General features: G+C 68.9%; 24 protein-coding genes and 1 pseudogene. 13 read left to right on the forward strand and 12 right to left on the reverse strand.

What is annotated here, in order from left to right; all coding sequences use genetic code 11:
* Nucleotide 1: 1 nt before the first annotated feature.
* Nucleotides 2–649 carry a TetR/AcrR family transcriptional regulator gene (locus EAS64_RS31140; RefSeq protein WP_187366296.1) on the reverse strand — a complete coding sequence of 216 codons (648 nt, stop codon included), beginning with the start codon at nucleotides 647–649 and terminating at the stop codon, nucleotides 2–4.
* A 157-nt stretch (nucleotides 650–806) separates the two neighbouring features.
* Here EAS64_RS31140 and EAS64_RS31145 point away from each other — a divergent pair, with 157 nt between their 5' ends.
* Together EAS64_RS31145 and EAS64_RS31150 are read left to right on the forward strand one after the other, a co-directional pair.
* Nucleotides 807–2003: a hypothetical protein gene (locus EAS64_RS31145; protein WP_187366297.1), complete on the forward strand. Its 1197-nt coding sequence runs from the start codon at nucleotides 807–809 to the stop codon at nucleotides 2001–2003.
* A 101-nt stretch (nucleotides 2004–2104) separates the two neighbouring features.
* A complete protein-coding gene (locus EAS64_RS31150; RefSeq protein ID WP_145858825.1) occupies nucleotides 2105–3733 on the forward strand; it encodes an alkaline phosphatase family protein in 1629 nt (542 codons plus the stop codon).
* Nucleotides 3734–3819: 86 nt separating this feature from the next.
* Here EAS64_RS31150 and EAS64_RS43970 read toward each other — a convergent pair whose 3' ends face one another.
* The 4 genes and pseudogenes from EAS64_RS43970 to EAS64_RS31165 all read right to left on the reverse strand — a co-directional run bounded on the left by EAS64_RS43970 (nucleotide 3820) and on the right by EAS64_RS31165 (nucleotide 5989).
* A complete protein-coding gene (locus EAS64_RS43970) occupies nucleotides 3820–3966 on the reverse strand; it encodes a hypothetical protein (RefSeq protein ID WP_187366298.1) in 147 nt (48 codons plus the stop codon).
* A 59-nt stretch (nucleotides 3967–4025) separates the two neighbouring features.
* Nucleotides 4026–4229, reverse strand: a pseudogene (locus tag EAS64_RS31155) (amidohydrolase family protein); the annotation flags it as partial.
* Between the two features lie 10 nt (nucleotides 4230–4239).
* Nucleotides 4240–5127: a diacylglycerol/lipid kinase family protein gene (locus EAS64_RS31160; protein ID WP_145858827.1), complete on the reverse strand. Its 888-nt coding sequence runs from the start codon at nucleotides 5125–5127 to the stop codon at nucleotides 4240–4242.
* Between the two features lie 43 nt (nucleotides 5128–5170).
* Nucleotides 5171–5989 carry a DUF1206 domain-containing protein gene (locus tag EAS64_RS31165; protein WP_145858828.1) on the reverse strand — a complete coding sequence of 273 codons (819 nt, stop codon included), beginning with the start codon at nucleotides 5987–5989 and terminating at the stop codon, nucleotides 5171–5173.
* Nucleotides 5990–6198: 209 nt separating this feature from the next.
* Here EAS64_RS31165 and EAS64_RS31170 point away from each other — a divergent pair, with 209 nt between their 5' ends.
* From EAS64_RS31170 to EAS64_RS31185, 4 genes are all read left to right on the forward strand, one after another.
* Complete coding sequence (locus tag EAS64_RS31170; RefSeq protein WP_187366299.1) at nucleotides 6199–7602, forward strand: phosphatase PAP2 family protein; 1404 nt, start codon at nucleotides 6199–6201, stop codon at nucleotides 7600–7602.
* A 136-nt stretch (nucleotides 7603–7738) separates the two neighbouring features.
* Complete coding sequence (locus tag EAS64_RS31175) at nucleotides 7739–8356, forward strand: DedA family protein (RefSeq protein ID WP_222849745.1); 618 nt, start codon at nucleotides 7739–7741, stop codon at nucleotides 8354–8356.
* Between the two features lie 16 nt (nucleotides 8357–8372).
* On the forward strand, nucleotides 8373–9833 hold the full coding sequence (locus EAS64_RS31180; protein ID WP_145858834.1) for an alkaline phosphatase family protein: 1461 nt from the start codon (nucleotides 8373–8375) through the stop codon (nucleotides 9831–9833).
* A 62-nt stretch (nucleotides 9834–9895) separates the two neighbouring features.
* Nucleotides 9896–10891 carry a phosphotransferase family protein gene (locus EAS64_RS31185; RefSeq protein WP_145858836.1) on the forward strand — a complete coding sequence of 332 codons (996 nt, stop codon included), beginning with the start codon at nucleotides 9896–9898 and terminating at the stop codon, nucleotides 10889–10891.
* A 14-nt stretch (nucleotides 10892–10905) separates the two neighbouring features.
* Here EAS64_RS31185 and EAS64_RS31190 read toward each other — a convergent pair whose 3' ends face one another.
* Entirely contained in the window at nucleotides 10906–11472 is a 567-nt protein-coding gene (locus tag EAS64_RS31190) for a VOC family protein (RefSeq protein WP_145858837.1), read from the reverse strand.
* Nucleotides 11466–11987, reverse strand: coding sequence for an RNA polymerase sigma factor (locus EAS64_RS31195; protein ID WP_145858839.1), 522 nt, complete (start codon nucleotides 11985–11987; stop codon nucleotides 11466–11468). The genes EAS64_RS31190 and EAS64_RS31195 overlap by 7 nt, the downstream gene beginning before the upstream one ends.
* 199 nt (nucleotides 11988–12186) lie before the next feature.
* Here EAS64_RS31195 and EAS64_RS31200 point away from each other — a divergent pair, with 199 nt between their 5' ends.
* Nucleotides 12187–12783 carry an expansin EXLX1 family cellulose-binding protein gene (locus tag EAS64_RS31200; protein ID WP_222849746.1) on the forward strand — a complete coding sequence of 199 codons (597 nt, stop codon included), beginning with the start codon at nucleotides 12187–12189 and terminating at the stop codon, nucleotides 12781–12783.
* On the opposite strand, the gene EAS64_RS31205 is transcribed toward EAS64_RS31200, so the two are convergent.
* A complete protein-coding gene (locus tag EAS64_RS31205; RefSeq protein ID WP_145858842.1) occupies nucleotides 12780–13334 on the reverse strand; it encodes a hypothetical protein in 555 nt (184 codons plus the stop codon). The genes EAS64_RS31200 and EAS64_RS31205 overlap by 4 nt on opposite strands.
* 229 nt (nucleotides 13335–13563) lie before the next feature.
* Here EAS64_RS31205 and EAS64_RS31210 point away from each other — a divergent pair, with 229 nt between their 5' ends.
* Complete coding sequence (locus EAS64_RS31210) at nucleotides 13564–13995, forward strand: RNA polymerase sigma factor (protein ID WP_145858844.1); 432 nt, start codon at nucleotides 13564–13566, stop codon at nucleotides 13993–13995.
* 85 nt (nucleotides 13996–14080) lie between these two features.
* Here the strand turns inward: EAS64_RS31210 and EAS64_RS31215 are convergent, their stop codons facing one another.
* Both EAS64_RS31215 and EAS64_RS31220 read right to left on the reverse strand, forming a co-directional pair.
* Nucleotides 14081–15373, reverse strand: coding sequence for a GNAT family N-acetyltransferase (locus EAS64_RS31215; RefSeq protein WP_145858845.1), 1293 nt, complete (start codon nucleotides 15371–15373; stop codon nucleotides 14081–14083).
* Between the two features lie 53 nt (nucleotides 15374–15426).
* Nucleotides 15427–15993 carry a TetR family transcriptional regulator gene (locus EAS64_RS31220; RefSeq protein WP_145858847.1) on the reverse strand — a complete coding sequence of 189 codons (567 nt, stop codon included), beginning with the start codon at nucleotides 15991–15993 and terminating at the stop codon, nucleotides 15427–15429.
* 88 nt (nucleotides 15994–16081) lie between these two features.
* On the opposite strand from EAS64_RS31220, the gene EAS64_RS31225 reads away from it, so the two are divergent.
* From EAS64_RS31225 to EAS64_RS31235, 3 genes are all read left to right on the forward strand, one after another.
* Complete coding sequence (locus tag EAS64_RS31225) at nucleotides 16082–16993, forward strand: SDR family oxidoreductase (protein WP_145858848.1); 912 nt, start codon at nucleotides 16082–16084, stop codon at nucleotides 16991–16993.
* A 625-nt stretch (nucleotides 16994–17618) separates the two neighbouring features.
* A complete protein-coding gene (locus tag EAS64_RS31230) occupies nucleotides 17619–17858 on the forward strand; it encodes a hypothetical protein (RefSeq protein ID WP_145858850.1) in 240 nt (79 codons plus the stop codon).
* 24 nt (nucleotides 17859–17882) lie between these two features.
* The gene (locus tag EAS64_RS31235) at nucleotides 17883–19259 is read left to right on the forward strand and encodes a hypothetical protein (protein WP_145858852.1); all 1377 of its coding nucleotides are present in this window, start codon (nucleotides 17883–17885) and stop codon (nucleotides 19257–19259) included.
* A 460-nt stretch (nucleotides 19260–19719) separates the two neighbouring features.
* Here the strand turns inward: EAS64_RS31235 and EAS64_RS43975 are convergent, their stop codons facing one another.
* Complete coding sequence (locus EAS64_RS43975; protein WP_187366301.1) at nucleotides 19720–20142, reverse strand: hypothetical protein; 423 nt, start codon at nucleotides 20140–20142, stop codon at nucleotides 19720–19722.
* On the opposite strand from EAS64_RS43975, the gene EAS64_RS31250 reads away from it, so the two are divergent.
* Nucleotides 20129–20836, forward strand: coding sequence for a GH12 family glycosyl hydrolase domain-containing protein (locus EAS64_RS31250; protein WP_145858857.1), 708 nt, complete (start codon nucleotides 20129–20131; stop codon nucleotides 20834–20836). The genes EAS64_RS43975 and EAS64_RS31250 overlap by 14 nt on opposite strands.
* Nucleotides 20837–20904: 68 nt before the next feature.
* Here the strand turns inward: EAS64_RS31250 and EAS64_RS31255 are convergent, their stop codons facing one another.
* The gene (locus EAS64_RS31255; protein WP_145858859.1) at nucleotides 20905–22971 is read right to left on the reverse strand and encodes a hypothetical protein; all 2067 of its coding nucleotides are present in this window, start codon (nucleotides 22969–22971) and stop codon (nucleotides 20905–20907) included.
* A 369-nt stretch (nucleotides 22972–23340) separates the two neighbouring features.
* Between EAS64_RS31255 and EAS64_RS31260 the strand changes: the two genes are divergently transcribed.
* Complete coding sequence (locus EAS64_RS31260; RefSeq protein ID WP_145858861.1) at nucleotides 23341–24168, forward strand: hypothetical protein; 828 nt, start codon at nucleotides 23341–23343, stop codon at nucleotides 24166–24168.
* Nucleotides 24169–24237: the final 69 nt, after the last annotated feature.

Consider the following 24237-nt stretch of genomic DNA (forward strand, 5'->3'; position numbering starts at 1 on the left):
CCTAGCGGCCGGTGCCTGGGGTCAGGTTTGCCAGGTATAGCCGGAGCAGGGTCTTGAGCTCGGCGAGTACAGCATTGTCGCCGTCGGGTGACACGGTGAACGCGTACTGCAGCAGCGCGTCCGCCGCGCGGACGGCGACCTGAACCGCGAGTTCGAGGCCGTCATTACCGGCCAGCCCGGCATGCTCGGCGAGCATGCGCTGCACGCCCGCGGCGATCAGCTGGTTGTTCGCCTCGTCGGCACGGGCAAGCTCAGGCGACAGATGCCGGCCGGACCATAGCGCCACGTACCCAGGATGCGACCGGTACAGGGCGACAAATTCGTCGACGATCCGCCCGACGGGATCGGACCAGTCACCGCCGTCCGCCGAGCTAATCAGCCCTTCGACCAGCGTGTCGAACTCTGCGATATACGCGTGCGCCACCGCGTCGACGACCGAGCCCTTGTCGGGGAAGAACTGGTAAAGCGTGCCGACGGACACCGCTGCGCGATCCGCGATCCGCCGGATGGTGAGTGCCTCGACGCCCTCCTCCGCGAGGATCGCGTCGGCCGCCGTCAGGATCTGTGCGAGCCGCGCCCTGGAGCGCGCCTGGCGGGGTTCCCGCTTCAGCAAGCCTCCCGCTGACACCACATCCGACAGTTCCGGCACCCTTGTACCATACCGGCGCGGTCCAACCTCGCAGGTCACTACCGGATCGTGCTGGCCGGTCAGGAACCCCGCAGTCGTGCGGGACAGCCGCAGGCGCTTTTGCAGTGCACTGGTGTACGTGCAAAGAGAAGAAGAAGCCAGGGGAGGGCCCCTGGGAGTGAAGAGGCCTACGGACGGCCTCGAAGAGTTGTCACGGCCGGTCGTCGCATTCCTGCTCGGCGACTGCAAGCTGCAGCCGCACGAGGCGCTCACCAGCTGCCTGCGCGAGCTGGCCGACGAGGGGCTTGTGCGGTACGAGACGGACGCCGCCAGGATGCCGGTCATCAGCCTCGGGACGCAGGTGCCGCGCTCCGGCCGGCCGCTGCTGTCCTTCGAGCAGGTCGCGCTCGCGCGGGTCCGTGCTCGCGCCGAGCGGCTGCCCCGCGTCCCGTTCTCCGCGCTGGTCAGCGACGAGGGGGATGACTACAAGAGCTGGGTGAGGGAGCAGGAGGAGGAACTCGGCCAGGAGGCGCGGCGGGCAGGCATGGCCGTGAAGTCGGCGCCGAGGGGCAGCTGGCAGGCCGTCCTCTCGCTGGCCCTCGGCGCCGTCGTCGCTGTTGTCGCCGTGCACACGGTCGACTGGAAGACTGGGGACGCCATCGCGGGCCCCGTGCTTACCGCCGCCCTCATCGCGCTTTTCGTACCGGCGTGCCTGCGGAAGTGGCGACTGACACCCGATGGCGCCGCGGCCGTCGCCGTCTGGCGGCGCGCGGGTCGCGGCGTGCCGGGTGCGGCAGCGGGCCGGAGCGGATGGGGCCTTGGCAGTGACACGGGACGGACCATATGGCAGCTGGACGGGCCGCAAGCCGCGCCGCTGCCCAAGGGGCACGCCTGGTCCTCATTCGGCGGGCAGTGGCACACGGTCAAGCTGGGCAATGTGGTCAGCCGTCCGTACTGGAGCACCACGACGGGACTCGGCTTCGTGCTGATGCTGACGCTCATGGGCTCGTTCCCCGCCGTGATGATCGGCGTCCTTGGCCTCGGTCTCAACGCCCAGGGCAAGTTGCTCGCGATCACGCCGGCTGCGCTGGGCGCACTGATCATCGTGGTCTTCTGGCTGCCGTCCTTCAGCCACCGCATGACGCTGCCGGACACCGTGACGTTCCCCGGTGAGGTGATCAGGCTGCAGTTCGTCGACGGGGGCAGCGACTCGCCAGACGATTACCTGGTCTGGGTCGACGACGGTTCACCCGTCAGCCTGAAGTTCGACGTCGCGCAGATCGTCTACCGGCGGCTCAGCGTCGGTGACCCGGTGCAGGTGAGCTGGAGCCCGCGGCGGCGCAGCCTGAACGACATCACCCCGGCCGGCCGGTGAGCGTCCGCCGCCCGGCACGTCACATCCTTGTCTCCGCGATTTTGACTGCGCGTAGGGGGCAGGAAGAGCTCCTGTCTTCCTTCGCGCCCTAGCGTTGGCGAATGTTCTCTCGTCGCAGGTTCCTCCAGATCGCGGCCGCTTCCACCGGCCTCGCAGTCACCGGCACCGACCTCCTCTCCCAGGCGGTCGCCAACGCGTCGAGCATGGTCCGTCCCGACGGATCGCGCGGCATCAAGCACATCGTGATCCTCATGATGGAGAACCGCTCGTTCGACCACTTCCTCGGCTGGCTCCCCGGCGCCGACGGCAGGCACGACATGACGTTCGTGTCCGCGGTCGACGGCAGCACCTACCCCAACTACCCGCTCGCGCCGGACTTCCAGGGGTGCGGGTACAGCGACCCGGACCACAGCTGGGAGGGCTGGCTCGTCCAGCACAACTTCGGCAAGATGGACGGCTTCCTGCAACGGCCGACGACTCCGGCGAACAACCCGGGCGTCACGCTCGCCGCCGCGAACACCTTCCCCGTCGGCTACTACACCAACCTCAACCACAACGGGACGCGCAAGCTCGTGCCCGACCTGCCGGTCATCGGCGCGCTCGCCGAGCATTACACCACGCTTGACCGCTACTTCTGCTCGTTCGCAGGCGAGACGTTCCCCAACCGCTTCTATCAGCACGCGGGCCAGACCGACCGGGACCACAACTCCGAGGCCGTCTCCACTCTGCCGACCATCTGGGACCAGCTCTCGCCGATCCCCAACGACCAGGGCATCCCCACCGGCGGCTACTACTACCGGGACCAGCCGTTCCTCGCCCTGTGGGCAAGCCCGGCGATCGCGCCCGGAGCGACGTTCAAGTACCAGGCGTTCTTCCACCCGTTCTCCGACGCCGACGCCTCGACGGCGGCCTTGTCGGCCGGCACCTCGTTCATCGCGGCCTGCGAGAACGGCACGCTGCCGAACGTCTGCTACATCGACCCCGCCTTCGACAACGAGGGCAACGGCACCGCGGGGGACGACCACCCGCTCGCGGACATCCGGCTCGGCGAGCGGTTCATCGCCGACGCGTATCACGCACTCGCCGACAACGGCTACCTGGACGACACGGTCTTCATCGTGACGTTCGACGAATGGGGCGGCTTCTACGACCACGTGCCGCCGCCGCGGGTCATCGACAACACCAACCCGGCCAACGTCATGCACGCCGGCGACAGCAGCACGCCGACGGACGGGCAGCTCACCCCGGACTACCGGCAGCTTGGCTTCCGGGTACCCGGACTTGTCATCACCAACCTCGCGGAGCCGCACCGGGTGGCGCACGAGGGACCGTTCGAGCACTCCTCGAGCCTGGCGCTGATCGAGTCCACCTTCGGCCTTAACCCGCTGACCGCCCGCGACAAGCACGCGCGCAACATCGCGGACATCCTGCTGCCGGCGCCGGTGCCCGCGCACAGAGCGGTTAAGCCGTCGCGCATCCCGGCAAGCTCGGACGTGATCGGCCCGGCGATCAGCCCGCCGTCGGAGTCGCTGCTCCAAGTGCTCACCGGCACCGCGTCCTACGACCCGGCCGCCATCTGCTCGGCCGACAGCGTGCAGTCGGTGTCACCGGCCCCGGTGAACCATCCACGGCACCCGCAGACCTTCGGGCACATCCCCGGGCTGCACGGGACCGCCGGCATGTCCGACCTCTACCGGTCCTACCGCTCCAACGACCGCGAGCAGGGCTGACCGCAAGTGCCGCTTGGCTGCCCTGCTGGTTATTCAGGCGCGGGCAGCCAAGCGGGCAGGATTCTCCGCACCGCGGATCATGGCCGCTACCCGTGCGCGAGCCGCCGCGACGCCGTGCCGCGGGTTTCCACGCGATCTAGAAGAAGGAGCGCGAGCCAGGCGCCGGCCGCGAGCAGGCCCATCACCCCGATGAAGACGCCGATGAGTACCAGCGAAGCCTCGAGTCCCGACATGGGCAGGCCTCCGTTACTGTGATCGTGCAGTTACACCAGGTAATTCTAGTCTGCGATAATCAGCCCTGGTAGGTGACGGTGCCGTCCACCATCGTGAGCCGGATCGGCGCGCCGGCCACCTCGTCGGCGGGAGCCGTGACCGGGTCGACGGAGAAGGCGGTCAGGTCGGCGCGGTACCCGGGTGCGATCCGGCCCGCAACGTGCTCCTCGTTGGCGGCGAGCGCGGCCTGGCTGGTCATGCCTTCAAGCTCGGCCTCGACACCATGCTCGGCCTCATGCTGCGGGCGGGACGCAGACCGTAACGGACTCCGGGTGGACGTCGATCCGCAGGCGCCTGCTCGGCGGGCGCGCGCCGCCGTCGAGCTCGAAGCGGACCTTCTGGTCGAACCGGATCCGGAACTTCTTCCCCTCGGTGACCTTGGCGAAGGGCGATCGCTCCGGGTGCCCGAGCGCGAGCCTGCCGAAGGTCCTTGCCCACTGCACCGGGTTCCGCGCCGTCACAACCCCGAGTTCGAGGTGGCCGCTGTCCGGCCGTGCCTGCGGGAAGGCCTCGATGCCGCCGATGATCTTGGCGACGTTCGCGGCGAGCACGCACGAGACCTTGCCCTCGAAGAAGCGCTTGCCGTCCACCTTGATGGTCGCCCGTATCCGCCGGCCGCCGAGGTTCCTGAGCCCGGTGACGACGTAGGCGGCCGGGCCGAGACGGTCCTTCGCCCCCCGGTCGGCGTCGGAGATCATCCGCGCGTCGAACCCGGCGCCGGCCATCACCGTGAAGCGTTCGCCGTTCACCGAGCCGGTGTCCAGCCTGCGCCGGTCGCCGTGCAGCCCGGTCCGCACCGCCTCCTCGAGGTCGTGCGGCACGTTCAGGTTCTCCGCCAGGAGGTTCGCGGTCCCGGCCGGCAGGATCGCCACCGCAGTGTCCGTGCCGGCGACGGCGTCGATGCAGCGCTGGACGGTGCCGTCGCCGCCCCACACGAAAAGCACGTCGGCGCCCTTGGCGGCCGCCCGCCGCGCGTACTTGGGCGCGCGGCGGCTCTTTTCCACCTCGTACCAGAGGGGATCGGTCACGCCCTCGGCTGCCAGGATCCGCCGTAGCTCGGGCAGGCCGCCACCGAGGCTCTTCAGTGAATGCGCCACCACCGCGACATCAGCCACTCGCATTGTCCTTTCGGGATTGACGTCCTGCTCAGACCCTGCGGGAGGTTCAGACCTTGCGCCAGCGAGCCTCGCACAGCCCGTAAATGCCGAAGATCACGAGTCCGAGCGCGGCGAGCAGCATCAGGAATTCGCCGAACGGCTGATTGCGCACCGTCAGCAGCGCCTTGTCGATGCCGCCGGATTCCGACGCCTTATGGGTGACCGCCGCGGCGATTATCCCGATGCCGACCAGGCCGAAGACCACGCCGCGGGCGATCGTGCCGGTCATGCCGAGCAGCTTGACTGCGCGCCGCGTCTCTGGCTTCATCCGGGACGTCTCCAGGTGCTTCATGAACTTCTTGCGGGCGCCCTCGATGACCAGGGCGATGCCGCAGACGACGACGATCAGCCCGACGACGCCGACTAGGATCCGTCCCGCCGGGTGATGCATGACGGAGGCGGTGAAGTCCTGCTGCTTGCCGGACTGGCTGCCTGCCTTGCCTGCGATCACCGAGACCGCCAGGTAACACAGGAACGCGTAGATGACCGCCCGGGCGAGCGACTTGAGCCGGGGGCCGGTCCCGGGTTCGCCGGAGACGCCGAATGCGGCCTCACTCAGCCGCCATAGTGCGTAGGCCGCGAAGCCGATGGCGAGCAGCCAGAGCGAGACAAGTCCGTAGGGCTTGCCCGCCAGCATTTGCAAGGCGCCCTGCTGGTCCGCCTCGCGAGAGCTGTGCCCCAGTGCGACGAGCACCGCGACCCACCCAACCAGGATGTAAATGACACCGCGGGCGGTCAGGCCCGCACGAGCCAGGAAATGCGCGGCCGGGCTATGAGAAGCCCGCCGGGCGGAGCGAGTTGCTCGCTGCGATGACAAAGAGTGCATGCCCGTGACTACCTTGTCAGCCCGCCGTCAAACATTTGCTACATTGCCACGCCATTCAGAGGAAACGCAGAAAGTGAACCCGGCCGTAAACGGGCGTGAAACGGCTCGCAAAGGGAAGCGGGAAGGCCATGTCCGTAGCAGCCACTACCCGACGCACCCTCACTCCCATTGCAGCCGTCACCGTTGCGGCACTCATTTTCGCTATTCTGTTGCTTCTTGTCCGGCTGCAATTCGCACCGCTTGAGTCCGCCGATCACCACGCGGCGGCCTGGCTGAACAGCCTCGTCGCCGGCGATGCCGCACTGGTCGGCGTCATCAAGGCGGTCACCTGGCTGGGCAGCGGCGGCGTGCTGTGGACGGTGACGGGTGCCGCCGTCGTCCTGCTCGCCATCAGGCGGCGCTGGCGGCTCGCGGTCTACCTGCTTGTCGCGGGCGCCGGCGAGCTCGTGCTCGACCCGGTGCTCAAGGCCCTGGTCGGGCGGCTGCGCCCGGTGGTGGCGCACCCGGTCGCGTACGGCGGGGGCAACAGCTTCCCCAGCGGGCACGCGCTCGGTTCGATCGTCTGCTACGGCGCGCTCTTCCTGGTCTTCCTTCCCGCGGTGCGCGGGATATGGCGCCGCGTGTTCGCCGCGGTGATCGTCACGCTGATCGCCGCGATCGGCGTCAGCAGGCTGCTGCTCGGCGTGCATTACCTCTCTGACGTGCTCGGCGCCTGGGCGCTCGGCATCACCTGGCTGGGCGTCACCGCCTTCGCCGTCGAACTATCCCGCAGGGCAGCGGGCGAGCCGGTGACCGATCCGGTCACCGAGGGCCTTGAGCCCGAGGCCCGCGAAGACCTGCAACCCGCAGAACCGGAGACCCCCATGCGACATGACCGCGCCCTCGCGTACGGCCGCAACGCCGCCGGAGTGGTGGTGATCTGGGTGCTGATCGTCGGCGCCCTGACCGGCATCGGCAAGCTGATCATGATCACCCACAACGGCAACGGCAACCTGTTCGGCGACCACACCATCCCGCACTGGTTCGCCGCGCACCGGACGCCGTCGCTGAACGGCTGGAGCCTGATCGCGAGCAACCTCGGCGCCACCCAGGACATCCTCATCGTCAGCGCAGTCACCTGCGTCGTCTTCCTCGCGGTGACCCGGCGCTGGCGGCCGCTGGTATTCGTCGCCGCGGTCATGTTCGGCGAGCTCGCCGCGTTCCTGGCGATCGCCTACGTCGTCAAGCGGCCGCGCCCCGACGTCACGCACCTGGACACGAACCTGCCCACCTCCGCGTTCCCCTCCGGGCACATGGCCGCCACCACGTGCCTCTACGTCGCCATCGCGATCCTGGTCATCGGGCATGCCCGCGGCTGGTGGCGTTACCTGTTCCTGATCCCCGCGATCGTCATGCCGGTGCTGATCGCCGTGGCGCGCATGTACCGGGGCGAGCATCACCCGACCGACATCCTCGCCAGCGTCCTGTTCGCCGCGCTGTGGCTGACCACCGCCACCATTCTCATCAAGCCGAACAAGGACGCTTTCGAGCGGTCACAGCGCGGGCCGCTCGGCCTGCCGCGCCGCAAGGACCACGCCCGGCATGGCCATGAGTCCGCGCCCGTGACCCGCTAGGCCTCGTTTCACCGCACATCACGCGGGTAGCCGGAACCGTGCGCCGGGAACGGCAAACCCCGAAACTCAACTCACCGGGACGGCACTGGTGCAACATTTCATTAGCTCATACGGGTATGCGGCCATCTTGCTGCTGATGCTGGCAGAGTCGGCCTGCATACCCATACCCTCCGAGCTCACGATGCCCTTCGGAGGGGCGATAGCCGCAGGCGCGGTAGCCGGCGTCCATCTCAATCTCGCGCTGGTCATCGTGGCCGGCGTCGTCGGCAATGTCCTCGGCAGCTACCTGGCCTGGGCGGCCGGCCGGTACGGCGGCGAGGCGGCCACGCGCCGCTGGTCGCGGTTCCTCGGCGGCCGGTCCGGCATCGAGCGATCCCAGCGGTGGTTCGACCGCTACGGCGGCCGAGCCGTCTTCATCGGGCGGCTGCTGCCCGTGGTGCGCACGTTCATTTCGCTGCCTGCGGGCTGGGCACGCATGCGGCCGGTTCGGTTCGGCGTCTATACCACGGCCGGCTGTATTCCCTGGATCGGCGGCCTGGCCTGGGCGGGGTACGCGGCCGGAGCCAACTGGCAGCACGTGCAGCGCCTGGTGAACGGGCCCGCGTACGCCATCGCCGGGCTGATCGGCCTGCTGGTGATCGCCGGGATTGTCGTGGTCATCGTGCGGCGGCGGAAGCGGCCGCCCGCGGCCCAGCCGGGGCCGGCGGACAGCAGCGTGCCTGCGAGCTCAAGCAATCAGCGAAGGACGGACTGACGAAGGACGGACCGACATGGTCAGCGAACGCACCTGGGAGCGGATCGAACGCCAGAACTTGCACCGGCGGGAACGGTGGCGGCGGCATGTCCGGCCGGGTGACCGGCCGCATCCAGAAGTCGAGCCGGGCACCGACATGCTGCCGCAGATCAAGCACATCGTCGTGCTGATGATGGAGAACCACTCCTTCGACAACTATCTCGGCACGCTGGGCCGCGGAGAGGGCTTTCCTGTCGCCGACGACGGCGCGCCGGATGCCGAGAACCCGGACTCCGCGGGCACCATGATCAGGGCCCGGCACGCGGAGTCCACCGTGCAGCGCGACGGCGTGCCCTGCCAGAGCTGGAGCGCCACCCACGCGCAGTGGGACGGCGGGAAGATGGACGGCTTCGTGACCTCGGCGGAGCAGGCCGCGCCCGGGGCCGACAAGACCACGGCGATGTCCTACTGGACCGAGCAGGACCTGCCCTTCTATCACGGGCTCGCGCGGACCTTCCCGCTCGCCGACCGCTGGTTCAGCTCGTGCCTCGGGCCGACGTTCCCGAACCGCAGGTTCCTGCTGGCGGGAACGGCCAACGGCCTGATGGACGACCTGCCGGTCAACCTGCTTGACCGGCCGCCGGCGGGCACCATCATGGAGATGCTGACCAGGCACGGGATCTCCTGGGTCAACTACCGGCCGGCCGGCAGCGACCAGTCCGAGTTCCGCCGCTTCCTGAGCTACCGGCGCCGCAGGACCAGCCATCACCTGACCCACGCCGGCCACCTGCGGCAGCAGGCTGGGTACGCGTTCAACCGGGATCTCCAGTTCACCTCGGCCATCTACCCGCTTGGGATGGCCGGCTACATGGCTCACGTCCGCAGCATCGAGCGGTTCTTCGCCGACGCCGACTCGGGAAACCTGCCTTCGTTCTGCATCGTGGATCCTGACTTCCGCAGCTTCTCCGAGGAGAACCCGCAGGACATCCGCAAGGGCGAGAGCTTTGCCGCCGAGGTGATCAGCCGGGTCATGTACGGCCGCGGCTGGCCGGACACCCTGCTTATCTGGACCTACGACGAGCATGGCGGCTACTACGACCACGTCGCGCCGCCCGCCGCGGTGCCGCCGGACGACGTGCGCGGCCGCAGCCTTGTCGCGCACCGATCCCCGCTGCGCACCCTGCTGAAGCCCCTGTTCCCGCACTATGTGCGGCATGCCGAGGAGCTCGTCGCCGGACCGAATACCTATGACAGCTACGGGTTCCGGGTGCCCGCGGTGATTGTGTCGCCTTACGCCCGTCCGGACTGCGTCCTGTCCGACGTGTTCGACCACACCTCGGTGCTGAAGCTTCTCGAGGAGAAGTGGAACCTGCCCGCGCTGACCAGGCGGGACGCGGCGGCCACCGCGCCGCTCGGTGCACTCGACCTGACGGCGCCGCCCGCGTTCCTGACGCCTCCGGAACTGCCGGCGCCTGCGCTGGAGTGGGGGACCTGGTAGCTCCCGCGCCGTTCCCGCTATAACTAGCGGGATGTCCGGATGCGGCGAAGGAGTGCGCGTACGTGGAGAGCATCACCAAGAACCGGCAGCCGGCTGAGATCTTGCGTGCGATGGTCGAGCGGGGCTACGGCCCGGACCGAGTGCCTGCCGACGGCGCTGAGTGGGCCAGCGAGCTCGGGTTCGGCATGTTCAATGCGGCCTACCGCATCAGGCTGCGCGACGGGGAGAACGTCGTGCTCAAGATCGCCCCGCCACCCGGCGTGGAAGTCCTGACGTACGAACGCGGCGCCATGGCGACCGAGGTCGCCGCACTGCGGATGATCAGGGAGAACACCGGCGTGCCGGTCCCGGCCGTCGATTATGCCGACAGCAGCCGCGACCTGTGCGATGCCGATTACTTCTTCATGCCGTTCGTCGACGGGGACAACCTCGCCGTTATCGGCAATGACCTGACGGCGGCCGATCGCGACGCCTACCAGGAGGCGCTCGGGTCGGCGAACCGCGAGCTCAATTCGCTTCGGGGCACGGCATTCGGCCCGCTGACCGGGGCGGCCCGCGGCGACCCGTCATGGCGCACGGTGTTCACCGGGATGGCCGAGGACGTGCTGCGTGACGGCGAGCGTCGCCAGGTCGACCTGGGCTGGGACTACGACACGATGCGCGCCGTCGTCGCCGGGCACGCCGCGAGCCTGGACGAGGTCACAGAGCCCGCCTTCGTGGAATGGGACCTATGGGCAGGCAACGTCCTGGTCCGGTCAGGGAAGATCGTAGGCATCATCGACCACGAGCGTGCCTTTTACGGCGACCCGCTGATCGAGTTCGGCTTCATCGCCACCCAGCTGCCCGCTTTTGGCGACCCGGCCGCCTTCCTGCGCGGCTACGGCCGCGGGCCGCTCACCGAGACCGAGCAGGTGCGCAGGCGCTTGTACTGCCTGCACCTGATGCTGGTCATGGTGATCGAGACCGCCTACCGGGGGTTCGCCGAGCCCGCCCATCAGAACTGGGTCCGGGCTCGGCTGAACGAGACGATGGCGCTGTTCGGCCACCGCCCCAGGTGAGCGCGGCCCCGGGATTACGCGGGCGGCGGGCGCAGCAGCATCCAGCGGTGGCCGAACGGGTCGACGATTACCGAGCCGCGGCCATAGGGCTGGTCGGTCGGTTCCCGTTCCACCGCGGCGCCGCTGTTACGCGCGCGCTGAGTGGTCCCGTCGACGTCCTCCACCTGCAGGTGGAGGGTGTGGCTGAACGTCGCCGGGTTGTCCGGCGCGCGCACCGGAACGTTCGGCCACAGGTCGGAGTGTTCGGAGAACATCAGCACCGAGTCGCCGATGCTGACCTCGGCGTGCCCGATCGTGCCGTCCGCGTTGACGTAGAGATCGCCGCGGGGCTGCGCGCCGAACACTTCTGCGTACCAGTCCATGGCGCGCCGCGCGTCGGACACGACGATGTAGGGGGCCAGCGCCGGGGTCCTCGTGACTTCCGGCCCGACCCGGATCGCGGTGGTCTGCTGGGGCATGGCTCCTCCTGTGGATGCGAATACCTCCCGGGTCAGCCGCTGGCGCAGCCGCCCGGCGAGATCGGGATCGGGAGCGACTGGCGTGACGGGCTCGCGCAGAGCCTCGAACGGATCGGTCACCACGAGCCCTCCTCTCCCTCGTAGATCCGGCGGAACGCGGCGCGGGCCCGCACGAGCAGCGCCTCGGTGGCGTGCACGCTGCGGTCCAGGTGCCTTGCCACCTCAGGGACCGCCAGCCCGTCGAGGTAGCGCAGCGTGAGCGCGGCGCGGTGGTGCGCGCCGAGCTGGCCGAGCACCTCGCGGGCGCGAATCCGGTCCAGGGCGGCGTCCCATGGGTCGTCGGTCAGCCCCGGCTCGCCGCCGAGCAGACGGAGGCCACGCCGCTCCCGTTCGGTACGCCGCCAGTGGTCGGCGAGCTTGTGCCTCGCGACGCCGATCAGCCACGGGATCGAGGGGCGGGCCGCGCCCGGCTCGCGGGCCGCGTGCACGGCGGCGAGGAACGACTCGGCCGTGAGATCCTCGGCCAGGCCGGCGTCGCCGCACCTGGCCAACAGGTAGCCGTAGACGTGCGGCAGCGCGTCGTCGTACAGCTCAAGCAGCCCGAGCGCCGGATCGGGCCGCACCTGCGGGTGCGTCATACCCTCATCGTCGTCACGGCGGGCGGAACTCCGACGGGCGGGCGCCGATTTTTTTTGGGCTTGTGCTGGTGGCGGCGGCTGGTACCGGCGGATCGCGCAGAAGCCCAGCGGCGTCGCTCCTTCACTCCCTACACTCCCACCCATGATTACGAAGCGGCTACGAACGCGTCACATTATGCACGGGCCACTGCGTAGGCGGATGCTCGGCGGGGGTATCGCGGCGGCCGTCATCGCGCTGACGGCCGGTCTCTGCGTGCCCGGGAGTCCGGCGGGCGCGGCAACGCTTCCGGCGGTCGGGTCGGCCTCGGGCATCGCCACCCACTACGTGCTGCAAAGCGGAGGCGGCAACTGCTCTTACCCGGGACCGCCTGCCAACCACATGTTCGTGGCGCTGTCAGCCGCCGAGTATCACGGCGCGGCGCCGTGCGGCAGTTACCTTCAGGTCAAGGGACCGCACGGCTCGGTCCGCGTCGAGGTGATCGACCAGTGCCCCGAGTGCAAGAGCGGGCACATCGACCTGAGCGAGGCGGCGTTCGCCAAGCTCGCGCCGCTGCGCGCGGGGATCATCAAGGTCTCGTACCACACCATCAGCAACCCGCCGCTCCCCGGACCCGTCGGCTTCCTCGTCAAGAACGGATCATCGCGGTACTGGCTGGCTCTCGTGGTGATGAACACGGGCAACGCCATCGCCTCCGTCCAGCTGAAGACCTCCGCTGGCCACTGGCTGAAGCTCACGCACGCGAACTGGAACGCCTGGATCGCGCAGCAGGGCGCCGGTCCTGGGATGACCGTTTAGCGGACCGGAGCCGACAGGTGCGCCCTGACGGCCACGGCACGCGGGGCCGTGACCTGCCCGGTGCTGGCCTTGCGGACCCGGACGGCCAGCGCGCCGGTGCGGCCGAGCAGCATGGCGACGGAGAAGAAGATCAGCGCCGCGGTCAGGCCGTCCACCGTGATGTGGTTGGTGTAGAGCCACTGGCCGAGTTCCCTGCCGAAGACGTGCTGCGCGCCGTAGGTGAAGTAGAGCCTGGCGGCCACGACCACGATCCAGAACAGCGCGTAGGCCTTGCCGCCGATCGTGGCGACCCGTCCCGTCGCGGAGTCGTGGAAGACACGCAGCAGCGAGGCGGCCAGGACGCCGAGCGCGATGCCCGCAGCCGCGCCGGCCACTTCGAGCAGCAGGCCGTTGCCTGAGCCCTGCACGCCCTTGAAGAAGAACGGGATGATGACCGCCGCGGCGATGAAGGGGCGGACAAGCCGGAGGGTGGTGACCGGGCGCCTGCCGTAGTCCGACAGCAGCACGGTGACCAGGATGACCAGGTTGGGGATCAGCACGCTCGCGTCCATCTGAGTTCCTTTCCTGTCCGGCTTGCTTGCCGGGGTGGTTCCTTACACCGATGACGCTACGGAAGCGGGCACCAGCGGCGCGCCGGCCGACGGTTCGATACCGGGTGGATGTCCGGTCTCCACCCGGCCTCCACCCGGCCGGCTGAGATCACGATCGGGTAACGTCCGGTGCCGGCGGGAACGCTGCGGCTGGCTGCGGCGGAGTGAGGGCGCGATAGATCACTTCGTGATGAAACGCGATCGCATGCCCGCCGATCCCGGCCCGAGCATGGCGGGCGGCGAGTGGCTGGCGGTGGCGCCGGCACCCGGCCCGGACGCGAGCGACGCGGCGCAACTTGCCCGGTCCCGCCTAGACCCAGAAGCGTTTACCGGCATCTACGACAGGTACTTCCCGGTGATTCACCGATACGTCGCGGGCCGGCTCGGCTACCAGGCGGCCGATGACCTCGCCGCCGAGGCGTTCCTCGTGGCCTTCCGTGACCTGCTGCTCGACCCAAACACCTACCAGGTCGTCGGGCGGCGCACCGTCAGCGCCGGCCACTACACCAAGGCCGAGCTGGTGACGGCTAAGGCCAAGCACCTCAAGCTCCCCGCGGCCGGCACCGTCACCTGGGAGATCATCCGCGACACCACCCTGGTCAGCGGTCCCGGCCAGGACTGACTCCGCAGCGCGGCCACCCCGCCCGCTCCCCGGTCGCTAGCGCCGGCGAGCGGGCGCGGCCGTGTGCCGACACGGATGGCCTGGCTCAGAAGGCGAACGTGTTGAAGGGTTCCTGATCGGTACGGAACATGCGGGACAGCAGACCGATGGACTCGCGGCTGCCGCGGATCCGCCCCGCGCTTGACAGCAGCGAGGTGGACATCCCGCCCAGGTACAGCGAGCCGAGGGCCTGAAGGTCGATCGTGAGGTCGGGCGCGGTGCTTACCCGCGCGCAGAGGGCACCGTCCGGGCCGCCGTCGAGCTTCCAGGATCCCGCGTTGCCCGGGCACATGGGATCGGACTCGATCCCGATGACGATCGTGCCCGCCGTGTCGTAGCGGCGGGCCTCGAGTGCGGCCCCGACGTCGAGCAGCCGGATCCACAGGTTGTCCGACTGGCGGGTGACGCGCATGGCGCGGGGATTGTCGAGCATCCAGCGCAGCGGTTCGTCACTCGGCCGGGGCGCCGCCACCACCTTCCTGGTCAGGTCGAAGTCGAGGAGCAGTTGCCACATCGCCCGGTAAGCGTCGTCGCTCGCGGCTTGCAGCCCTTCGACGACGAGCGTGCCGACCTCTTCGATGCGCGGCGACCAGGGGATCCGGTAGGTAGCGACCCCGTCGATGGTCCCGCCGCGGTCGCGGTGCACGAGGTAGCGCCGCGGGCCGGCCGGGCCGCTCGATGTGTCACTCAGGTCCGACCACTTGTCCGGCGGCGCCGACAGTTCACCCGCACGGCTCACGCGCACGACGTCATGGACCGCACGCCAGGCTCGCCGCGCGGTGGCGGCGTCGGTGATCTCCAGGCTCCCGCCAGGTTCGACTGGTGAGAGAAACCGGGCCTGGGTTCGCTCGATTTCCCAGCGGGTGCGGTACGTGGCCGGGCCGAAGCCGTAGCGGCCGTAGATCGAGCCCTCGCTCGCGCTGAGCGCGGCGAGCAGTTCACCCCGCCCGCGGGCCTCGTCGAACATCGCCTGCATCATCCCGCGAAGCAGGCCACGGCGCCGGTGAGTGGCGGCCACCGCCGTCGAGGTGACGCCGCCGAGCGCCACTTGCCGCCTGCCTGGAACGGTCATCTCAAAGCTGATCATGGCTGAGCCGCCCACCAGGCGGCCGTCGACGAAGGCGGCCTGCGGGTGGAACTGCTCGTCTCTCACCAGCTCATCGGCCCAGTTCGCCAGCTGCTCCGCCGATGCCGGCGCGCCGGGCTGCGGCCACGCCTCCGGCCCGCCGTGCCACGCGGCAGGATACGGCTCCCAGTGCGGCAGGCCGTTGGCGAACGGCAGCACCTTGAGGTAATCGACCATCTCGTCGGGCTTGACCCTGCGAATCTCCGTGGACATGCCGCCCACGATGCCCCACCGCGATCCCGATCGCGACCGATTAACCGCGGAGATTACGCCGTGCTCGCGAGCTCGCGGAGCTGCGCCAGCGCATCCCTGGCGATCTGCTCGAACGACCTGCGGCCGGGGTCATCGACCCACTGCTCGAAGGCGACGTGCATGACGGTCGTGCCGGTCAGCGCGGCGAGGGACGCCGCCGTCTCGTCGAGTCCCCGCGCGCGCAGTGCCCGTGCCATGGCGGCGGCCAGCGACGCGGCCTTGATCAGTTCGCGTTCCCGCAGCTCGCGGCTGGAGGCGATGATCCGGTGCCGCGGGCCGGCGAACTCGCGGACCTCCTCGAACCGGACGGCGGCCGCGTCAAGCGCCTCGCCGATCATGCCCAGCGCCGAGGCTGACGCGGGAGCGGCCTCGATGGCGGCCACCATCTGCTGCTCGAGGAGCTCCGAGCCCCAGAACAGCACCTCGCGCTTGTCTGCGAAATAGCGGAAGAACGTCCGCTTCGTGAGCCCCGCGCGTTCCGCGATCTCCGCGACCGTTGTCTCCTCGTAGCCGCGCTCGCCGTAAAGGGCAAGGGCCGCCAGCTGCAGGCGCTCGCGCGCGTCCGGCTGCCATCTGCCCATGCGCCAAGACTAGCTGATGTCACTTGGTGTCATGGGCATGCTATGGTGATGACACCAGGTGACATCACTCGATCCGGGAGGGTTTCCCATGCGTGTTTTCGTGACTGGCGCGTCCGGCCACATCGGTTCGGCGCTCGTGCCCGAACTGCTCGAGGCCGGGCACCAGGTCGTCGGGCTGGCACGTTCCGACAGCTCCGCGGCGGCCCTCGAGGCCGCAGGCGCCGAGGTGCGGCGCGGCGACCTGGACGATCTCGACGGGCTGCGCGAGGCTGCTGGGGCGGCCGAGGGCGTCATCCACCTCGCCTTCAAGCACGACCTGATGGGGGCCGGCGACTACGCGGGTGCGGCCGCCGCCGACTTCGCCGCCATCCAGGCGCTCGCGGCGCCGCTCGATGGGACGGGCAAGCCGCTCGTCACCACCTCAGGCACGCTGATGCTCGCCTTCGCGAGCATCACCGGGCGGCCGGGCACCGAGGCCGACTTCGCGTCCGGCGGGCCGCGGGTCGACGCGGAGAACTTCGTGGTCGGCCTGGCCGAGCGCGGCGTGCGGTCGTCCATCGTCCGGCTGCCCCCGATCGTGCACAGCTCGCTCGATCACCACGGGTTCGCGCACATCCTGATCGGCATCGCGCGGCAGTCGGGCGTGTCGGGATACGTGGCGGACGGCGCCAACCGGTGGCCGGCCGTGCACACGCTGGACGCGGCGCGGGTGTACCGGCTGGCCGTTGAGGGGGCTCCGGCGGGGAGCCGGCTGCACGGCGTCGCGGACGAAGGCATCCCGTTCCGGGACATCGCGGCCGCCATCGGGCGCGGTGCCGGCGTGCCAACCGCCAGCGTCTCCCCGTCCGACGCCGCCGAGCGGTTCGCCTTCCTCGGCGCGTTCGTCGGGGTGGACAACCCGACGTCAAGTGAGGAGACGCGGAAGCTGCTCGGCTGGCAGCCGGAGCACCCGGGCCTCATCGATGACCTAGACAACGGGCACTACTTCGGGCAGGCCTGAGCGGAAGTTATTACAAACCGCTACTAACTTAACAAGTGCCACCAGATCGGCGCATCCCGCGGGTAGCCTCAAGCCGTTGCCGGGGTTGCCTGAATCGTTAATGATTGCGAGGACAGCGTTATGCGCCGATCTGGGGCACTTGCTGCCGTCGTGCTGACCGCGGGGATAGCCGGCGCCTGCGCGGCCGGCCCGGCACTCGCGGCCAGCGGGGCACCCGCCAGTTCGCACCAGGAGAAGACGCGGGTCGAGAAGTTCACCGTGCCGGCCACCCACGAGATCCACGGCGCGTTCAAGGCGACTGGCGTCGTGCAGGCGCTGAACGGCGGCAAGTGGCAGCCGGCCGCGGCCGCCGTCGTCGCCTACTACGTCCGCTCGCTGCCCAGCGGGAAATGGTCCTACGCCGGCCGGAGCAAGGCCAACGCGAAGGGCGCCATCTCCTGGGCGCCGGAGCTCACCAGGCTTGGCCACCTGCAGTGGCAGGCCAGGGTCCTGAAGGCCACCGCCGGCAGCACGACATTCGAGCCATCAGACAGCAACGCGAAGAACAGCGCCTTCGTCGACCGGACATATGTCACGAACTTCGTGGCCCTGCACCTGCACGGCGCCACGTCACCGGGGGGCGATCATGCAGGACTGGCCGCCGTCGGGCGGGGTGCACTACGCCAACGTCACGGGCACCGCCAAGTTCTACTACCTGCCCGTCGGCAGCAAGACCTGGCGTTACCTGGGCGCCTCGAAGGCGACGAGCGCGAACGGCGGCAGCGTGTCAGTCGAGCCGGGCGAGACGCTCACGGGGAAGTTCAAGATCGTCTTCGCCGCCCAGGGGAACTTCCTCGGCTCAAGCGCGACCCAGACGCTCAAGTAAGCCTTCCGCGGCGAGAGGAAACGGATGCGACGCGTTACCGGCATACGGCCCGCCGGCACGGGGCTCAGGGGCAGGCGGCGGCTGGGCCGCGCCATCGGTGCGGTGGCGATCATGACCGGTGTCGGCGGGGCCGCGCTGGCCGCGGCGACCGCCGCCCAGGCGAGCTGGACGCCTGTCACGACGTTGACCGGACGCACGTGGGAAGGTGTCGACCCGGCCATTTCCGCCAACGCGAAAGGCGCCTTCATCACGGCCTGGGAGGGCATCAACAACGCCGATCCCAACTGCGGCAACCAGATCCAGATCCGCTTGCGGTCGAGCGCGGGTAAGTGGGGGAGCATTCATCAGCTCACCCCGTGCAGCGGTCCCACAATGGTCTTCCCGGCTGTGGCATACAACCCCGCTGGCTACGGCGTCGTCGCCTGGCTGCGGGTCAAGGATGACGCGATCCAGGCCGTCACGGTGTCGCCGGCGGGGAAGATCGGTCCGGTGCTCACGGTAACCCCGAAGAACAACCAGGCTTACTTCCCCATGGTCGCGGTCTCGCCGGCCGGGCAGGCGCTGGTGGTGTGGCAGACGATCAACGCGACGAGCACGGGACCCAACGGGGTCCTTGCCCGCTTCATCTCCTCGGGCGGCGCGCTCGGCCCGGTGCGCTTCCTGGGCGCGAGCACCCAGCTGGTGTCCGCACCGGTTTTCGACAAGACCGGCACCGCGACCGTCTCGTACACCGCGACGAAGGTCTACGAGGTCCGTCTCACGCCCAACGGCGTGGGCCAGCCGGCCGTCGTCCTCAGCCCCGCCATCGGGACCTCGTTCGGGAAGCCCCAGCTGGCGGACGACAGCAACGGGGACACCTTCGTTCTCGTGCCGCAGATCGTGAGCGTCAAGAACACCCAGACCGAGCATCTGGTGGTGCGGAAGTGGAGCAAGGCGCGCGTCCTCGGCAAGGCAGTCACGGTCGCGATCGCGGCACCGACGGTCACAGTCAACAACATCCCGGACGGCCCGTCACTGTCGGCCGACGGGGCGGGCGACGCGGTCGTTGTGTGGAACAGCGCCCTCAGCAGCACCCAGGCCGCGGTGTATGGCAGGCGGCTGTCACCCGCGGGGACGCTCGGTCCCGCGGTCCGGCTCGGCACCGGCTACCTTCCGCATGTCGCCATCGACCCGGCAGGCGCCGGACTGATCACCTGGCAGTCGACGACCTATCAGTCCGGTCTTGTCACCACGATCTACGGGCGGCACGTCACCGCGCCCAAGGGCACCTTCGGGCGCCTGATCAAATTCACCGCAGACGGTGAACACGCGCAGATCGCGGTGGACCAGGCGGGCAGGTCCGGCGTGATCTGGCTGCGCAGTTCGGCCGCGCCGCTCATCCAGGCGCGCTTCGGCTCGTAAGCCACGCGATCGTCCGGGCGCGGGCTGACTGGTTCGAAATCGTTGGATTTGCGTGTGTGAATAAGTGGGGAACTGAAGCCACAAAAGCGCACTTCGAAGCTAGACGGTGAGCGCGGCGCGCCGGTTGACACGCGTCTTTCGATCTAGTCAAAAAGGACTAATCACTTCGTAATCTAGCTCACCCATCCGAGCCATCACCCGTAGTCTCATCGAGCTATTTTTGCCATCATGGCACCTCGTTTTACGTGAAAGCCGCATTCCGGCGTTGTCACTGTGTGGTAACGATTTGATCTCCTGGTGGTGCAGGCGGGCACTGTGGACGCCGAGAACGGTGAGGAGGGCAGATGGCTTCGCACAGGAAGAAACGAAGGCTCGTTCCGCGTGCTGGCGTTGCTTTGCTGTGGGTGCTGTGCTTGCTTGTGGGCGCGGTGGTAGGCGGGTCGGCGTTGCGGGGCAGGCATCATGCGCCGCAGGCGACGTCGATGGACAGTGCGTGGATTCCGGCGCTGGAAAACGCGCTGGTCGTATCCAGCCGGCACGTCACCGATGATGGCTGCGTCGCGTCGGGGACGCTCGCGGACGCGGCGGTGAGCGGAACCTCCGGTTGCCCGTCCAGTTCGCCCTCCGGCCCGGTGTCGTCGCCGAGTTCGCTGGCCAGTCCGTCTGCGTCAAGGCGCCCATCGCTGACCGCGACACCCAGGCGCGAACCCAAGGTCCTCTCCTCTGCCACACCGACGCCGACTGAGTCCTCGAGCCCGGTGTCCAGCCCCTCCTCTTCGCCCACGCCCACGCCGACACCAAGCGCCACGACGACCACCCCGGCGCCTGTCACGACCCCGCCCGCGTCGACGCCGCCGCCTACGGGGAACATGACGAACTGCACGACGAACCAGAATGGCGGGCCGAACGATCACGTCACGGAGCTAGACGGCGGCGCCTATCACCTGCAGGCGAACGAGTGGAATTCCGCCTCGACCTTCACGATCTGCACCAACGGCGGCCCCAATTTCACGATCGCGGCCTCGGGAGTCAACGTGTCGCACTCCGGTGCGCCTGGCGCCTATCCGTCCGTCTACAAGGGTTGCCACTGGGGAGACTGCACGACGAACAGCGGCATGCCGGTGGCGGTCTCGGCCATGGCAAGCACGGCCGGCAAGGTCACCACGAGCTACAGCACCACGACCGTCAACAGCGGTGCCTGGGACGATGCCTACGACATCTGGTACAACGCGGCCCGGAGCACGAACAGCAATAACAGCGGGCTCGAGATGATGATCTGGCTCAACCACTTCGGCGGCACTCAGCCGGCCGGAAGCGCGGGACCGACCGTCACCCTGGACGGAATCAGCTGGACCGTCTGGTACGGCGGGAATGGCAACGGAGGAACGGTTTCGTTCGTCGCCAACAACCCCGTCAGCTCGGTGAGCAACCTGGACCTTGGCCCGCTCGCCGCCTATTCGGTGTCCAAGGGCTACATGCAGAACTCCTGGTTCCTCATCGACGTCGAGGCGGGATTCGAGCCCTGGACGAGCGGCCAGGGCCTCACGGCGAACTCGTTCGACGTGACGGTTCACTAACTAAGCCAGAAACGCGACTGCCGGGCCCACGTTGGACGTGGACCCGGCAGTCGCGTTTGCGGGAGGACTCAGGCCTTGACAGCCGCGGTAGCGGATCCCGAGGTGTACCAGGTGTCGCCGGAGAACGTCACCGTGAAGGTGGTGTTGGCCTTCACCGCGAGCACCACGGAGAGGTGGCCCTTGGAGTTGACCGTGCCACGCTTGATCACCTTCTTGGCGCCGCCCTTGACCTGCGCGTAGATGACCAGCGTCTTGTTGACGTGCGGCGCACCCAGAGTCGCGGTGACCGTCACCTTCGTGCCCGGCCTGACCGACTTGGCGGACACCGCGAGCTTGAGCGACGGCTTGGCCGCCGTGACGGTCACGACGACCGCGCGCGAGGCGGGCGCGTAGCTGTTGCTCGAGTAGCTGGCGATGTAGGTGTACTTGCCGGTGGCCGGCGGCAGATCCGTGACGGAGAAGCCTCCGCCGCTCACCGTCTTGGCGGTCAGCGTCGCGTTCGTCCCCTTGCCGCTGGTCACCTTGCGGGTGATCTTCACGGAGACGCCGGCCGGCGCCGCCACGTTGTTGAGGGTGAGCTTGCCCTTGATTGCCAGCTTCGTGCCGGCCTTGAACGTGTTGCTCGAGCTGCTCGTGCCCACGGTGATCGCGCTCGGCTTGATGGTCTGCAGTACCGTGATCGACTCGGCGGGAAGTTTGAGACCGCCGGCGATCGCGCTGGCCGTGGTGGCCGACGTCACGATCCTCGTGTTCGACGAGTTCTGGTTGCCCGCGCTGTAGGACTGCTTCGAGAGCGGCCCGGTCAGCGCCGCGGGGATGTTAACCGTCTCCGCGGCCGAGGTGCTGGTGTTGATGAACGCCACCGCGACGTGTCCGCTCGACACCGACTGGAAGCCGAGCACGTCGCCCTGCTGCGTAAGCGTCGAGAGCTGCGAGCCTGGCTTGGCAAGCGCGGAGGCCATCAGGTAGCCCACGTACGGCGTGAGCGGCTGCGGGTTGGCCTTGGCGGGATTTGCCGGGTTGCTGAACATGGCCTCGTCGGCCTTGCAGTTCGTCCCGGTGTAGTTGGCATTGGTGTTCGTGTCCATCGGCCACCAGTCGACGCCCTGCGCGCCGGCCGCCAGCCACTCTAGGGCGTCGCCGGCCGCGAACAGTGCGCCAGCGGGCTTGCACGGGATGCTGGTCTCCAGGTAGCTGACGCCGGTCTCGCCCACGATGACCTTCGCCCCGGGGACGTTCGCGTTCAGCTCGGCCTGGATCGTGGCATATTCCGCCGGAATCTGGATCACCGACTGGATGACCTTCTGGTCCGAGGGGACCGTCTTTCCGAACGGGTACCAGTGCGCGTCCACGAAGCTGATGTCCGCGGCGTCGGTGCCGAGCACCGTGTCGTTCCATACGTTGTTGAAGCCGACGAACGCGCCGGGGACCGTAGCGTCGAACGCCCACGGCACGCCGAGCTTGGCGTTCGGGTCCTGGGCCTTCATGGCGGCCATGAAGTCAGCCGCGTGCGTGGCGTAGCTAGTCGCCAGGGTCTGCACGTCCGCCTGGGTGCTCCACCCCGGGCAGGTCTTCAGGAACTGGTCCGTTTCCCAGCACCCATAGTTCTCGTTGCCGATCTCCCAGTAGGAGACGCCCTGGCCGGCCTTCTGCGACTGCTTCACCCAGGCGGCGGCCAGGGCTGGCGTGCCGCTTCCGTAGTTGACCGTCGCGAAGGTCTGCGCGCCGAGCCCCCGTGCGGCCGCGGAGACCTTGGCGAAGTCCAAGCCGTCGTTGTAGGTCTTCCCGGTTTCCCGGTCGGTCTGCCAGTTGTAGTCGTCGGCGGTGGTGCCGCCGCCGTAGTGGATCTGGTTGACGCCGGCCGCCTTAAGCATCGATTCGGCGGCAGCGGCGATCTTAGAACCCGTGTACGTCGTGCTCCCGGTGGTGGAGTAGATCCCGTCCCACGGTGCGAGGCTTATGCCGAGCGGCGAGGCGGATACCTGTACCGCCGCCGAGGCGACGGGCACCGCGGCGCTAGCCGCACCTGCCGCGCTCGTCCAGGCCCCGCCCGCTATCACGGCGAGCGCGGCACCAAGGGTTGCGTACAGCGCCGGCTTCCGGCCAAGCCAGGACAGTCGTTGATGAACAGCCACAGTTAACGGCCCCCATGTCTCAAGAATCCACACAGCATAAATCGGTCAATCACCTGCATATGAGGAACAGCGATACTGCGACCGGAAGTGTTACCGGACGGGAACCTTCAGGGCGAACACGTAGAAAGAGTCAGTTCCTCTCCCTTACAGACGGCCGGACGCGGCGACAGGTTCACACGAGCACGCGGGCTTCTTCTGAAGGGTGCGGATGCTGGGCGCCGTCGAGCGCCTGGCCGCCTGCGCACGTTCGCTTTCGCGCACCGCGACTGGCCTGCTCGCCTCCGGCTTTCTGCGTGCTGGCACCATGTACGGCGCCCCCCGGCTCAGAAATCATCCGTCATGGAAAGTCACGGCGGAAGGGGAGCACTAATGGAACGCGCACGCTTGCGAATGCTGCTGATCGGCACGGGCTCGGCGGTCGTCCTGGTGGCGGGCGGCGGCATCGCGTATGCGGCCGGGGTTGCCTCAGGGCCGGTCGACTCATCGGGGGCCTTTCACGGCTGTTACACGAATCAGGCCGTCAACGGCAGCCATGCCGTGGTGCTGCAGGATGCGGGAACGACGTGCCCGAAGGGGACCACGGCCATCTCGTGGAGCATGACCGGTCCCGCCGGCCCGGCCGGCCCCGCCGGAGATACCGGGGCCGTCGGCGCTGCGGGCGGTGCTGGTCCGGCCGGTGCGACGGGCGCGACCGGTGCTACGGGTCCTGCCGGACCCAAGGGCGACACGGGCGACACAGGACCTGCCGGGCCGCAGGGGCTGGCGGGCACGAGCCTCAGCAACATCAGCGATCTTGGCGGCCTGGCGTGCAGCACGCACGACGGGCAGGCAGGCACCATCGCCGTCCGGCCGGCCGCGAGCGACAACACGATCGCGGTGACCTGCGTGGCGGCTGGTGGAAGCACGGGCACCACCAGCGTCACGCACGATGACGGCGTCGGGCAGACATGGACCGACGCCAGCCCGCTTGGCACCTACACCCTGGCCGAGGCCGACCAGGCGGCCGGCGCGTACATCGGCGCCAATGGCGGCAGCGCGTTCTCGGTGACCTGCGGGACGAGCATCGACGCCGTTCAGGTGCTGACCGGTACCCAGAGCGTCATCTGGCAGTACGCGGGGCAATACGCCGGCCGCGTCGACGTGAGCTCCGTCGCTCAGCAGTACTGCCCGACCGGGACCGACCCGGTCTGGTCCTGACGGCGGGAAACCGGAGGCCCGGAGCATCCCGCGGCACGTCGCCAATTGGCTGCCTGCCAAGCGTCCATG

Origin of the sequence: Trebonia kvetii (assembly GCF_007827045.1) — a bacterium.
Taxonomy (GTDB): Bacteria; Actinomycetota; Actinomycetes; order Streptosporangiales; family Streptosporangiaceae; genus Trebonia; species Trebonia kvetii.